This is a genomic window from Pectobacterium polaris (genome assembly GCF_002307355.1).
In the GTDB taxonomy this organism is placed as follows: Bacteria; Pseudomonadota; Gammaproteobacteria; order Enterobacterales; family Enterobacteriaceae; genus Pectobacterium; species Pectobacterium polare.
Window position 1 is genome coordinate 3,143,974 of record NZ_CP017481.1, and the last position, 13,724, is coordinate 3,157,697.

The 13,724-nt window shown below is 49.8% G+C and carries 9 protein-coding genes and 1 pseudogene; 6 read left to right on the forward strand and 4 right to left on the reverse strand.

Features of this window, described 5'->3' with window-relative positions; all coding sequences use genetic code 11:
- Nucleotides 1-28: 28 nt before the first annotated feature.
- The 4 genes from pflA to ycaO form a co-directional block, all read right to left on the reverse strand.
- On the reverse strand, nt 29-769 hold the full coding sequence (gene pflA, locus BJJ97_RS14150) for a pyruvate formate lyase 1-activating protein (RefSeq protein ID WP_010277183.1): 741 nt from the start codon (nt 767-769) through the stop codon (nt 29-31).
- A 269-nt stretch (nt 770-1,038) separates the two neighbouring features.
- Nucleotides 1,039-3,321, reverse strand: a complete 2,283-nt coding sequence (pflB, locus tag BJJ97_RS14155) for a formate C-acetyltransferase (RefSeq protein WP_095699232.1) — start codon at nt 3,319-3,321, stop codon at nt 1,039-1,041.
- Between the two features lie 57 nt (nt 3,322-3,378).
- Entirely contained in the window at nt 3,379-4,239 is an 861-nt protein-coding gene (gene focA, locus BJJ97_RS14160; protein WP_039481374.1) for a formate transporter FocA, read from the reverse strand.
- A 439-nt stretch (nt 4,240-4,678) separates the two neighbouring features.
- Entirely contained in the window at nt 4,679-6,442 is a 1,764-nt protein-coding gene (ycaO, locus tag BJJ97_RS14165) for a 30S ribosomal protein S12 methylthiotransferase accessory factor YcaO (protein ID WP_095994353.1), read from the reverse strand.
- A gap of 329 nt (nt 6,443-6,771) precedes the next feature.
- Here ycaO and serC point away from each other — a divergent pair, with 329 nt between their 5' ends.
- The 6 genes and pseudogenes from serC (at nt 6,772) to BJJ97_RS14195 (ending at nt 13,662) form a co-directional block, all read left to right on the forward strand.
- Entirely contained in the window at nt 6,772-7,857 is a 1,086-nt protein-coding gene (gene serC / locus BJJ97_RS14170) for a 3-phosphoserine/phosphohydroxythreonine transaminase (protein WP_095994354.1), read from the forward strand.
- A gap of 81 nt (nt 7,858-7,938) precedes the next feature.
- On the forward strand, nt 7,939-9,228 hold the full coding sequence (gene aroA / locus BJJ97_RS14175) for a 3-phosphoshikimate 1-carboxyvinyltransferase (protein WP_095994355.1): 1,290 nt from the start codon (nt 7,939-7,941) through the stop codon (nt 9,226-9,228).
- Between the two features lie 221 nt (nt 9,229-9,449).
- On the forward strand, nt 9,450-10,127 hold the full coding sequence (gene cmk / locus BJJ97_RS14180; protein WP_010277170.1) for a (d)CMP kinase: 678 nt from the start codon (nt 9,450-9,452) through the stop codon (nt 10,125-10,127).
- Nucleotides 10,128-10,243: 116 nt separating this feature from the next.
- Complete coding sequence (gene rpsA / locus BJJ97_RS14185) at nt 10,244-11,917, forward strand: 30S ribosomal protein S1 (protein WP_095701896.1); 1,674 nt, start codon at nt 10,244-10,246, stop codon at nt 11,915-11,917.
- Nucleotides 11,918-12,006: 89 nt separating this feature from the next.
- A complete protein-coding gene (ihfB, locus tag BJJ97_RS14190; protein ID WP_005967571.1) occupies nt 12,007-12,291 on the forward strand; it encodes an integration host factor subunit beta in 285 nt (94 codons plus the stop codon).
- A 114-nt stretch (nt 12,292-12,405) separates the two neighbouring features.
- Nucleotides 12,406-13,662, forward strand: a pseudogene (locus BJJ97_RS14195) (IS3 family transposase).
- The last annotated feature ends 62 nt before the right edge of the window (nt 13,663-13,724 follow it).

The following is a 13,724-nucleotide window of genomic DNA, read 5'->3' on the forward strand; positions in this document are numbered from 1 at the left end:
GCGCTATTTTTCTAGAAAGCGTCAGAAGTTAGTACATGACCTTGTGACCGTAGCTTTCAAGAATCGATTTAACGCGATCCATCGTATCGGCCTTCGGCGGTTTAACGCCGTCTAATTTGTACTCTTCACCCATCGCAATCCACTTGTGTTTGCCAAGCTCATGGTAGGGGAGAAGCTCAATTTTCTCGATGTTCGTCATGTCTTTGGTGAATTCGCCCAGCTTGTGTGCGGACGCATCATCGTCAGACCAGCCGGGAACGACCACATAACGTATCCAGGTACGTTGGTTGCGCTTTGCTAAATAGCGAGCGAAATCCAGAGTACGGTGATTGGATACGCCCACTAAATTCTGGTGTATGTCGTCATTCATTTGCTTCAGGTCGAGCATCACTAAATCGCTGACGTCCAATAGCTCGTCAATGACGGGGTCGTAACGACGCACAAAACCATTGGTGTCCAGACAGGTGTTGATGCCTTCTGCCTTACAGGCACGGAACCAGTCGCGCACAAATTCGGCCTGGAGAATAGCCTCGCCGCCGGATGCCGTTACGCCGCCGCCGGATGCATTCATAAAGTGGCGGTAGGTCACGACTTCTTTCATGAGCTCTTCAACCGTTACTTCCTTACCGCCGTGCGTATCCCAGGTATCACGGTTATGGCAATACAGGCAGCGCATCAGGCAGCCTTGAAAGAAGATGATGAAACGGATGCCTGGGCCATCGACGGTGCCACAGGATTCAAAGGAGTGGATGCGACCGATAAGTGACATTGCGAGGTTTTCTCCAAATTTGACCGAACAATAGCGGTCTTTATGAGCGCAGTCATAAGAAGGCAGATGCTGCTCTGACAAGAATTTCTGACAGAAGAACACCGTGTGACAGATGCTGCGTCGAATCTGTTTTGCGAGCCATCCACATGAAGGGAGCAACATAGCGGGCTGGCAAAACAGGCTAACAATCTGAACGACAAGCGAGGGTGAGAAAAAGGCCCCACTGACGTGGAGCCTTTATTTTACGCCTTTTCAGACAGTCATGGAAATTACATTGACTGGGTGAAAGTACGGGTGATGACGTCTTGTTGCTGTTCTTTCGTCAGTGAGTTGAAACGCACTGCGTAGCCAGATACACGGATAGTCAACTGCGGATATTTCTCCGGGTTTTCCATCGCATCAAGCAGCATTTCACGGTTCATGACGTTAACGTTCAGGTGCTGACCGCCTTCGATACTGGCTTCGTGGTGGAAGTAACCATCCATCAGGCCAGCAAGGTTAGCTTTACGCACGTTGTCATCTTTACCTAACGCGTTAGGTACGATGGAGAAGGTATAAGAAATACCATCTTTCGCGTAAGCAAACGGCAGTTTGGCAACAGAAGTCAGAGAAGCAACCGCGCCTTTCTGGTCACGACCGTGCATTGGGTTAGCACCTGGTCCGAACGGAGCACCTGCACGGCGACCGTCTGGCGTGTTACCCGTTTTCTTACCATATACCACGTTAGAGGTGATGGTAAGAACAGACTGCGTTGGTGTTGCGCCACGGTAGGTATTCAGTTTCTGAATTTTCTTCATGAAACGTTCAACCAGGTCACAAGCCAGTTCATCTACGCGAGCATCGTTGTTACCGAATTGCGGATATTCGCCTTCGATATCAAAGTCGATAGCCAAGCCATCTTCATCACGAATAGGTTTAACTTTGGCATACTTGATGGCAGACAGGGAGTCAGCGGCAACAGACAGACCCGCGATACCACACGCCATAGTACGGAACACGTCACGATCGTGCAGTGCCATCAGCGCCGCTTCGTAGCTGTATTTGTCATGCATGTAGTGAATGATGTTCAGGGAGGTGACGTATTGTTTAGCCAGCCAATCCATGAAGTGATCCATACGCTCCATCACTTCGTCGAAGTTCAGAACGTCACCTTTGATCGGTTCTGATTTCGGACCGACCTGCATTTTCAGTTTTTCGTCCACGCCGCCGTTGATCGCATACAGCATGGTTTTCGCCAGGTTTGCGCGAGCACCGAAGAACTGCATTTGTTTGCCAACGATCATTGGGCTTACGCAACAAGCAATAGCGTAGTCATCGTTGTTAAAGTCAGGACGCATCAGATCGTCATTCTCGTATTGCAGAGAAGAAGTATCGATGGAGACTTTAGCCGCATAGTTTTTAAAGCTTTGTGGCAGTTTTTCAGACCACAGAATGGTCATGTTTGGCTCTGGAGACGGCCCCATGGTGTACAGGGTGTTCAGGAAGCGGAAGCTGGTTTTGCTCACCAGTGTACGACCATCCAGACCCATACCAGCCAGAGATTCGGTTGCCCAGATTGGGTCACCAGAGAACAGCTCATCATACTCAGGCGTACGCAGGAAGCGTACCATACGCAGTTTCATGACCAGGTGGTCAATCATTTCCTGAGCTTCATCTTCAGTGATTTTGCCTGCTGCCAGGTCGCGCTCAAGGTAGATATCCAGGAAGGTAGAGACACGTCCGAAGGACATTGCCGCACCATTCTGTGATTTCACCGCAGCCAGGTAACCGAAATAAGTCCACTGCACGGCTTCCTGAGCTGTCGCAGCTGGGCCAGAAATGTCACAGCCATATTTAGCGGCCATTTCTTTAATTTGGCTCAGTGCATGATGCTGATCGGCAATTTCTTCACGCAGACGGATTGTTGCTTCCAGATCTTCGCCGTTTTCCAGTTTGGATTGCAGAGACGTGAACTGAGCAAACTTGTCTTTCATCAGGTAGTCGATACCGTACAGCGCAACGCGACGGTAGTCACCGATGATACGGCCACGGCCGTAGGCATCTGGCAGACCTGTCAGAACGCCTGATTTACGACAACGCAAGATGTCTGGGGTATAAACATCAAACACGCCCTGGTTGTGCGTTTTGCGGTATTCGGTAAAGATTTTTTTCAGTTGAGGATCCAGTTCACGACCGTAAACTTTGCATGAACCTTCAACCATTTTGATGCCGCCGAACGGAATTAACGCACGTTTCAGCGGAGCGTCAGTCTGCAGACCAACGATTTTTTCCAGACCTTTGTTGATGTATCCCGCGTCGTGAGACGTGATAGTTGCAGCAACATTGGTATCAAAATCAACAGGCGCGTGAGTACGGTTTTCCTGTTTGATGCCTTCCATGACGCTGTCCCACAGCGCTGAGGTCGCTTTGGTTGCGCCAGCCAGGAAAGACTCATCACCTTCATACGGCGTGTAGTTTTTCTGGATAAAGTCACGAACATTGACGTTATCCTGCCATTCACCTTTGCTAAAGCCTTGCCATGCATTGGCCAATTTTTCATTCAGCTCGGTCATTTTACACCTACCTTTGATATGGATTTCTTAAAACCCGACGTTGCGGCCGATTGCACCTTAGTGGTGCTTGTCTCCACCGCGCAAATAAATTACCCAATATGTCAAACCGACCATTACGCCGCCGCCGATGATGTTCCCCAGGGTGACGGGAATCAGGTTATCGGTAATGAAGTGGCTAACGGTTAAATGTTCAAACTGAGACGGCACCATGCCAATGGCATTCCAGAATTCCGGGGCCGCAAAATTTTTGATAACGATGCCCATAGGAATCATGAACATGTTGGCGATACTGTGCTCAAAGCCGCTGGAAACGAACATGGCGACAGGCAGAATCATGGCAAACATTTTGTCTGTAAGCGTACGGCCGGAATAGCTCATCCACACGGCCAGACAAACTAGCAGGTTGGCTAGAATCCCCAGACACAGCGCTTCAACAAACGTGTGTTCAAGTTTGTGTTCAGCTGTTTGCAGGACGTTAAGCCCCCACGCACCGTTTGCGACCATATGCTCTCCCGAGAACCAGATAAGCCCAACGAAGAAAAGCGCGCCAATCAGGTTGCCGACATAGACATTTGCCCAGTTACAGGCTAGTTGCTTCCAGGTAATACGTCCACTGGCTTTGGCAATCACGATGAGAACGGTTGAGGTAAACAAGTCCGCACCGCAAACGACCACCAACATGAGGCCAAGGGAGAAACAGATACCACCGATCAATTTCGCGATACCGAAAGGCATCGTCGCGGTTCCCGTGGTGGCCGTAATATAAAAGACGAAGGCGATCGAAATAAACACACCCGCTGTGATCGCTAAATAAAACGTCGTACACGGTTGTTTGGTAGCTTTATAGACTCCGGCGTCTTCAGCAACTTTTGCCATCGCGGCCGGGAGTAATAGAGTAAAGGGGTTGTCAGCTTTCACACTAACTCTCTCTTAAAAATTATCAGCGTTGAGATACTAACAAAGCAGTATACGGTAAAATTTGACGTGGATCATATTGCAAGAAATTAACAGGTTGGTGGGGAGGGTGGAATACCGGGGTTTTATGGTTAATCTATTGAATTTTATAATGAAAAAATATTTTAAATTTTACAAAAAGAGTTGAATGGCATACGTTAAACCTACCGATTTAGCGTTAATAAAAATCATGTTTTGTAGAATTTCAGTACCACCTTGTCGATGTAATTTAATTAAAAATTCACCATTCAATAACAATGTCCTGATTATGCATTACGAATAATAAATGTTGCCCTTTGGACAATAAAATAGCCCTTTAAGATAAAGGGCTATTTGTCGGTTGCTATTTGTACTCGGACGCACTCATCAATATAAGATGCGTGCTGACGGCATCACTCTGGCATTATTTTGCTTGCCAATAACGACGTTTCGCCTGTTGCAGTTTTTCATAGGCGGCCAGCAGCGATTGGTGCGCAGGTAAAGAAGCAAAGGTGTCATCTACGGCAAACAGACCATAGAAGCACGCTTCGCCAGCAACTGCGGCACTGGCGGCATCGACCGTCTCACTGCCGTACATTTTGGTAAAGGCATCGTAGTATTCTGCCGGATCGCGATCAGGCTCTTGCGCCAGTAACAACAGCGTTTGCAGACAACGGTAGTAGTTGCTGCGCTGTGCCGTAAAGACAGAGTCGTTGAAATCCTGCGTCCACTCTGTCCAGGTCAGCGCCTGATCCAGATCGCCGCCAGCCAGAGCCAGCATGGCTTTCAATTCGCCAACGCGCAGAGTGAGCCAACCATTATCTTTGCCAGTGGCAATACCAAGCAGCTCGCGTATGCGGGTGAAGTCATCCAGCCCTTCGTCGTCCAACTGCTGCAACAGGGCAAGATAATCTTCTTGTTCCCACTTGCTGTCAGGCAGCGCCAGCAGCGTGTCACGCAGGTGAGCGCCCATGCTGTTATTGGCTAACAACAGATCGTCAGCAGGGTAGATGTCCGACATTCCCGGCACGATGATGCGGCAGGCATAAACGGCCAGATGCTCATAGTCAGCAATGTAGACTTCTTTATCTTCCTGCTTGAAGATCGCCATCAATGTAGCGAATTCTTCTTCCGTCGATCCTTTAAAGCTCCAGTCGGCAAATTCATAATCCGCTGTTTTCTTGAACGTATCCCAGGAAATCAGACCGCTGGAATCGATAAAGTGGGTTTCCAGATTGGCGTGCTCGGCCACTTCTTCATCATCGAACGTCGGCGGGGTGAACACGTCCAGATCTTTCAGGCCGCGACCTTGCAGCAGTTCGGTAACGGTACGCTCCAGCGCTACGCCGAAGTCAGGGTGTGCGCCGAAGGAGGCAAAACAGGTACCGTTAGCGGGGTTAAACAGCACCACGCAGATAACCGGATATTTCCCGCCCAGTGAGGCATCGTAAGAGAAAATTGGGAAACCTTCTTTTTCCAGCGTTGCAATCGCTTCGACCACACCAGGATAGCGGTTCAGCACCTCTTGCGGAATTTCTGGCAGGCTGATGGATTCGGCAATGATGCGGTTCTTGATGCTGCGCTCAAACACTTCAGACAGCCCCTGAACGCGGGCCTCGTTGGCGGTGTTACCTGCGGACATCCCGTTAGAAACGTACAGGTTACCGATGATGTTCATCGGGATATAGACGGTTTGCTGATCGGACTGACGCGTAAATGGCAGCGCGCAAATGCCTCTGTCGGCATTGCCGGATTGCAGATCGATCAGATCGCTGGCGCTCAGTTCCTGCTCAGGATCGTAAAACTGGTGCAGACGGGCATCCAGAATACCTTCTGGCAATGCATCATCTTCTGGAATAGGGAACCATTTTTCATTCGGGTAATGAACGAAATCGCCGTTAGCGATGTTTTTGCCGAGATAGAAGTCAGCAAAGAAATAGTTGGTGGACAGACGCTCGAAATACTCGCCTAACGCAGAGGCCAGCGCCGCTTTCTTACTGGCACCTTTACCGTTAGTGAAGCAAAGCGGGCAATCGCGGTCTCGAATATGGACAGACCAGACGTTTGGCACCGGGTTCAGCCATGACGCTTCTTCGATGTTAAACCCCAGGTCCTGGAGCTGTTGTTGAAAACGGGCGATGGAATCTTCCAGGGCGGCGTCTTTGCCTGGGATAAACGTTTGAGTCATGGTGTTCACTCTTATCGAGATTAGCGGAAGCGGCATGATACGGATTTTTCTGTTCAGACTCTATTTATTCATAACCGATCGGCAACAGTGAAAAAGAACAGACTGCGTAACGTGCCGTTTTGCATAATGAAAGCGCAATAAGCGTTGCAGCCGCGATTGACGAGTGATAAAACCGATAGCAGGGTAAAAGTAGTGTGGTTATGGCGGTCGTTCCGTTATAACTACTATCTTGTAACAGCGGTATTTTTATAACCGTCAGGTTTATAAAAATGGTATTTGTAACAACGGTGATAAAAAGAGCCGCTATTTTTCAGGTGTGGTGAGGGGAAATGACTCAGATTTTTAATTTTAGCGCCGGTCCAGCAATGCTGCCGGTTGAAGTACTGCGTCGTGCTGAACAGGAATTGTGTAATTGGAATGGCCTGGGCACATCGGTTATGGAAATCAGCCACCGCAGTAAAGAGTTTATGCAGGTTGCCGCTGAATCCGAACAAGATCTGCGTGATTTGCTGAAAATCCCCTCCAACTACAAAGTGCTTTTTTGCCACGGTGGTGCTCGTGCGCAATTCGCCGCAGTGCCATTAAATCTCCTGGGCGAACGCTCAACGGCCGACTACATCGACGGCGGATATTGGGCACACAGCGCAATCAATGAAGCAGAAAAGTACTGCACGCCTAACGTGATTGATGTGAAAACGCGCGTAGGCGATCTGCGCGGCATTAAGCCGATGCGCGAATGGAAATTGTCTGATGATGCGGCGTTTGTACATTACTGTCCAAATGAAACCATTGACGGTATTGCGATCGAAGAAGAGCCGGATTTTGGCGATAAAATTGTGGTCGCCGACTATTCTTCCAGCATCCTGTCTCGCCGTATTGACGTTAGCCGCTATGGCGTGATCTATGCTGGCGCACAGAAAAATATCGGCCCAGCTGGCCTGACGCTGGTTATCGTACGTGAAGATTTGCTGGGCAAAGCGCGCCGTGAGCTGCCATCGATTCTGGATTATCAGGTTCTGGCGGACAATGACTCCATGTTCAATACGCCACCGACCTTTGCCTGGTACCTGTCCGGTATGGTCTTCAAATGGCTGAAAGAGTACGGCGGTCTGGCTGAAATGGAAAAACGTAACCAAGAGAAAGCCGACCTGCTGTATAGCGCGATTGACGGTAACGATTTCTATCGAAATGACGTCGCGATAGCGAACCGTTCTCGCATGAATGTACCGTTCCTGCTGGCGGACTCTGCGCTGGATAAAGTCTTCCTGGAAGAATCAGTCGCTGCAGGTTTGCATGCGCTGAAAGGCCATCGCGTAGTAGGCGGCATGCGTGCTTCTATCTACAATGCGATGCCGTTGGAAGGCGTGAAAGCGCTGACGGAATTCATGGCTGACTTCGCTCGTCGCCACGGTTGATTAAGACCGCCCCTCGATACATTTTGATCAGCCCCGGACTTTCCGGGGTTTTTATGTCCACGTTCAAAGAATAGGCTTTACATGCAGGAATCCCTGACGCTACAACCCATCAAACTGATTAACGGTACTCTTAACCTTCCTGGCTCAAAAAGTGTCTCTAACCGTGCGCTTTTGCTGGCAGCCTTGGCTGAAGGAAAGACCCGGCTGACTAACCTGTTAGACAGTGACGATGTCCGCCACATGCTTACCGCTCTAACGGCGTTGGGAGTGGAATATCATCTGTCGTCTGACCGGACCGTGTGTGAGATTACGGGGCTGGGTGGTGCGTTTACAGCATCGCAACCGCTGGAACTGTTTCTAGGGAATGCGGGTACAGCGATGCGTCCACTGGCTGCCGCGCTGTGTCTGACCGATGGCGACATTGTGCTGACAGGCGAACCGCGGATGAAAGAGCGCCCGATCGGGCATCTAGTCGATGCACTGCGTCAGGGCGGGGCGAAAATTGACTATCTGGAGCAGGAAAACTACCCACCGCTTCGTCTGCACGGCGGTTTTCAGGGCGGCGAAATCAGCGTAGATGGCAGCGTATCAAGCCAATTCCTGACCGCGCTGTTGATGACTGCACCTCTGGCCGCGCAGGATACGCAAATCAGCATTCAGGGCGATTTGGTTTCCAAACCGTATATCGATATCACGCTGCATATGATGAAAGCGTTTGGCATTGAAGTGCGTCATGAAAACTATCAGCGATTCTTCGTGGCGTGTCGTCAGCAGTATCGTTCACCGGGTGATTATCTGGTGGAAGGCGATGCGTCATCGGCTTCTTACTTCCTGGCCGCAGCGGCGATTAAAGGCGGTGTTGTGCGTGTGACCGGCGTAGGCCGTAATAGCGTACAGGGCGACATTCGCTTTGCTGATGTGCTGGAAAAAATGGGCGCAACCGTGCGCTGGGGTGAGGATTATATTGAATGCGAACGCGGTGATCTGCACGCGATCGACATGGATATGAATCACATTCCTGATGCGGCGATGACTATCGCAACGGCGGCGCTTTTCGCTCAAGGTGGCACCACTACGCTGCGTAATATCTACAACTGGCGCGTGAAAGAAACCGATCGTCTGGCGGCAATGGCGATTGAATTGCGTAAAGTTGGCGCGGAAGTGGAAGAGGGCAATGACTACATTCGCATTACGCCGCCGACCAAGCTGAAAGCGGCAGAAATCGGCACGTACAACGATCACCGTATGGCGATGTGTTTCTCGCTGGTGGCGCTATCGGATACGCCAGTTACGATTCTGGATCCGAAATGTACGGCTAAAACCTTCCCTGACTACTTCGAACAGCTGGCACGCCTCAGTGAGCTGGCTTGATTCCTCTCTAAGGCACGGTTTCCGTGCCTTTTTTCTCTATCGATTTCTCCGAGCAACGCTCAGCTTTTCTTCTGAAATTGCGTACCGCGTTCAGAGAATGCCTTATTTTTCCCGCCATTCCGGCATTGGGGTAACCTTTCTCCGTATTGATGCGTATAATGACGCTCCGTGATGCCATAAAACGGCATAAGCGGAACTTCCCAGTATTAAAGGAGAGAGAGATGACGGTGATGGCACCGGTAATTACGGTTGACGGACCGAGCGGCGCAGGCAAAGGTACCTTGTGTAAGGCATTGGCTGAAGCTTTACAATGGAACCTGCTGGACTCGGGGGCTATCTATCGTGTTTTGGCTCTGGCGGCATTGCACCACCATGTGGATATCGGTTCGGAAGACGCGCTGGTTCCGCTGGCCTCTCATCTTGATGTGCGTTTTGTTGCAGAAGACGGGCAGCTGAAAGTTATCCTGGAAGGCGAAGACGTTAGCCATGAAATTCGTACTGAAGCGGTAGGCAATACGGCGTCTCAGGCCGCGGCTTTCCCTCGCGTTCGTGAAGCATTATTACGTCGGCAGCGTGCATTTCGCGAGGCTCCGGGGTTGATTGCTGATGGCCGAGACATGGGAACGGTAGTCTTTCCTGATGCCCCAGTGAAGATTTTTTTGGATGCCAGTGCGGAAGAACGTGCACAACGTCGCATGCTACAGTTGCAGGGGAAGGGCTTTAATGTTAACTTTGAACGTCTTTTGTCTGAGATAAAAGAACGGGATGAGCGCGATCGTAGCCGCCCCGTTGCGCCGTTAGTGCCTGCTGCCGATGCGTTGGTGCTGGATTCAACGGAAATGACAATCGATGAAGTGATAGCGCGCGCGTTGGCTTATGCCCGCGAAATTTTAGCGTAATCACAGAAAACCGAATTTTTACCTCGCTGTAAGGATGCACAGCGGGGCATGTTAAACAACCCCATCGAGCAGGATGCCAGATGGACGTTAAATTGAAACCCTTAAGATTATCAAACATGACTGAATCTTTTGCTCAACTCTTTGAAGAATCCCTGAAAGAAATCGAAACCCGTCCTGGTTCCATCGTACGTGGTGTTGTTGTTGCTATTGATAAAGATGTCGTACTGGTTGACGCCGGTCTGAAATCTGAATCTGCCATTCCGGTAGAGCAATTCAAGAACGCACAAGGCGAATTGGAAATTCAGGTCGGTGATGAAGTTGACGTTGCTCTGGACGCTATCGAAGATGGCTTCGGTGAAACGCTGCTTTCTCGCGAAAAAGCTAAACGTCATGAAGCATGGCTGACGCTGGAAAAAGCTTACGAAGAAGCTGCAACGGTTACCGGTATTATCAACGGTAAAGTTAAAGGCGGTTTCACTGTTGAGCTGAACGGCATTCGTGCGTTCCTGCCAGGTTCTCTGGTAGACGTTCGTCCGGTTCGCGACACGCTGCATCTGGAAGGCAAAGAGCTTGAGTTCAAAGTTATCAAGCTGGATCAGAAACGCAACAACGTTGTTGTTTCCCGCCGTGCAGTTATCGAATCTGAAAACAGTGCTGAGCGCGATCAACTGCTGGAAAACCTGCAGGAAGGCATGGAAGTTAAAGGTATCGTTAAGAACCTTACTGACTACGGTGCATTCGTTGATCTGGGCGGCGTTGATGGCCTGCTGCATATCACTGATATGGCTTGGAAACGTGTTAAACATCCAAGCGAAATCGTCAATGTGGGCGACGAAATCACTGTTAAAGTGCTGAAATTCGACCGCGAACGTACCCGTGTGTCTCTGGGTCTGAAACAGCTGGGCGAAGATCCATGGGTCGCTATCGCTAAGCGTTACCCAGAAAGCACGCGTCTGACTGGCCGCGTAACCAACCTGACTGACTACGGCTGCTTCGTTGAAATCGAAGAAGGCGTTGAAGGTCTGGTGCACGTTTCCGAAATGGATTGGACCAACAAAAACATCCACCCATCCAAAGTTGTTAACGTTGGTGATGTAGTGGAAGTTATGGTTCTGGACATCGACGAAGAACGTCGTCGTATCTCTCTGGGCCTGAAACAGTGCAAATCTAACCCATGGCAGCTGTTCGCAGAAACCCACAACAAGGGCGACCGCGTTGAAGGTAAAATCAAGTCTATCACTGACTTTGGTATCTTCATCGGTCTGGACGGCGGCATCGACGGTCTGGTTCACCTGTCCGACATCTCTTGGAACGTTGCTGGCGAAGAAGCCGTTCGCGAATTCAAGAAAGGTGATGAAATCGCCGCTGTTGTTCTGCAAGTTGACGCAGAGCGCGAGCGTATCTCCCTGGGTGTGAAACAACTGTCTGAAGACCCGTTCAATAACTACCTGTCTGTTAACAAGAAAGGTGCTATTGTTACTGGTAAAGTTACAGCAGTTGACGCCAAAGGTGCTACAGTTGAATTAGCAGACGGTGTTGAAGGCTATCTGCGTGCTTCTGACGCTTCACGTGACCGCGTTGAAGATGCAACACTGGTATTGAGCGTTGGCGACAGCGTTGAAGCGAAATACACCGGTGTTGATCGTAAAAACCGCGTTGTTAGCCTGTCTGTTCGTGCGAAAGACGAAGCTGACGAGAAAGATGCAATCGCAACTGTTAACAACAAGCCGGAAGAAAACAATTTCTCCAGCGCGATGGCAGAAGCGTTCAAAGCAGCTAAAGGCGAGTAATCACTACGGTGGAATGAGCAACGTAAGTTGCTCATTCTTGTAACGGTAGTCAGTTATCCTGGTTATTGATAACCGCACTTGGAGGAGCTATGACCAAGTCTGAACTTATTGAAAGGCTTGCTGGACAGCAATCTCATATCCCAGCCAAAGTGGTTGAGGATGCAGTGAAAGAAATGCTCGAACAAATGGCTTCTACGCTAGCCGAAGGCGACCGTATTGAAATCCGTGGGTTTGGCAGTTTTTCACTTCACTACCGTGCACCGCGTGTAGGTCGTAATCCGAAAACGGGTGACAAAGTTGAGTTGGAAGGTAAGTACGTCCCTCACTTTAAACCGGGCAAGGAACTCCGCGACCGCGCTAATATTTACGGCTAATCGTTAGTCTTAAATACCAGCCTTATAAAAGCACCCATCTAGGGTGCTTTTTTACATTTATTGACCCGTCCTGAATAGCGTTGACACGTTCCTGATTTAAATACGAAGAACGTGATGATGACTGAGTTCAAACGTACCCAACGTGATTATCCTCTATCCTTTAAAATAGCCGTCGTTGAACAGGTCGAAAAAGGCGAGATGACCTATAAACAGGCCCAGCAGCGATATGGCATTCAGGGGCGCTCCACCGTTCTTGTCTGGCTGCGTAAATATGGCCAGCTTGACTGGAGTCCCGGACTTCCTGACCTGATGAAGAGGAAACTGCCTGTGGCTCAGACAAATACCCCACTTACACCCGAGCAAAGAATCAAAGAACTTGAAGAGCAGCTTAAGCTGGCGAACTCAGAAAGCTGAGTTTTTTGAATCTGTTATCAACGTCCTGAAAAATGATTACGGGGTAAGTGTCGTAAAAAAGCGGCCCGGCAAGTCCTTGCGCAGAGTCAGGTCCCAAAAGTCACCGTGACACGCGCATGCCAGCTCCTGGGGCACAGCAGACAGGCATGGTACCAGCATAATGCAAGGTGCAATAAACGACATGAACACAATAGTCAGGTTCTTGATTTTATTGCCCGAGTTCGGTGCCGTCAGCCACGTATAGGCACACGCAAACTCCACTCTCTGTTGAACCGTCAGGCAGGTGAAACACTCAATATCGGGCGTGACCGCCTGTTTAGCCTGCTGGGTAAACACCGGCTTCTGGTACCCGTAAAGCAGGCATACCACAAAACGACCAACAGCCATCATCGTTTTTACCGGCATCCGAACTTGCTGAAGCCTGGCCCCGAACAGGTTACTGCCCTTCAGCCGGAGCAAGTCTGGGTCGCCGATATTACTTATCTACCAGTACGCAGTGGCACGGTCTACCTGAGTTTGGTCACAGATGCCTGTTCCAGAAAAATCATGGGTTACCATGTAGGGGATAATCTGCAAACTGAAAATGTGGTAAAAGCCTTCAAACAGGCATTACGACAAAGAAAAACAAAAGGGCTGTTGATACACCACTCTGACAGAGGGCTACAATACTGTTCAGCGCTTTACCAGTCGGTACATGAGAGCAATGGGATAACCTGTTCAATGACAGAGGGTTATGACTGCTACCAGAATGCGCTGGCTGAACGGATAAACGGCATCCTGAAAAATGAGTTTTTACTCTCGCGCCCAGCTAATCTGGCACAAGCGAGGAAAATGGTAAAAGAATCTGTGGCGATTTATAACCATGAGCGGCCACATCTGGCCCTGAAATACAAAACGCCCGATGAGGTTCATCAGGCGTTTTACAGGCAGAAAACTGTCAATCTATATCAGGACTAGTCTTATAACCATCATCTTCTCCGCACTTCCGTCGTTATGACGTGGTTATCTGACATCGGATA

Excerpts from the sequence above, each read along its gene's own strand:
- pflA (WP_010277183.1), bottom strand. The coding sequence starts at position 769 with ATGTCACTTATCGGTCGCATCCACTCCTTTGAATCCTGTGGCACCGTC.
- cmk (WP_010277170.1), top strand. The coding sequence starts at position 9,450 with ATGACGGTGATGGCACCGGTAATTACGGTTGACGGACCGAGCGGCGCA.
- pflB (WP_095699232.1), bottom strand. The coding sequence starts at position 3,321 with ATGACCGAGCTGAATGAAAAATTGGCCAATGCATGGCAAGGCTTTAGC.
- serC (WP_095994354.1), top strand. The coding sequence starts at position 6,772 with ATGACTCAGATTTTTAATTTTAGCGCCGGTCCAGCAATGCTGCCGGTT.
- ihfB (WP_005967571.1), top strand. The coding sequence starts at position 12,007 with ATGACCAAGTCTGAACTTATTGAAAGGCTTGCTGGACAGCAATCTCAT.
- aroA (WP_095994355.1), top strand. The coding sequence starts at position 7,939 with ATGCAGGAATCCCTGACGCTACAACCCATCAAACTGATTAACGGTACT.
- rpsA (WP_095701896.1), top strand. The coding sequence starts at position 10,244 with ATGACTGAATCTTTTGCTCAACTCTTTGAAGAATCCCTGAAAGAAATC.
- ycaO (WP_095994353.1), bottom strand. The coding sequence starts at position 6,442 with ATGACTCAAACGTTTATCCCAGGCAAAGACGCCGCCCTGGAAGATTCC.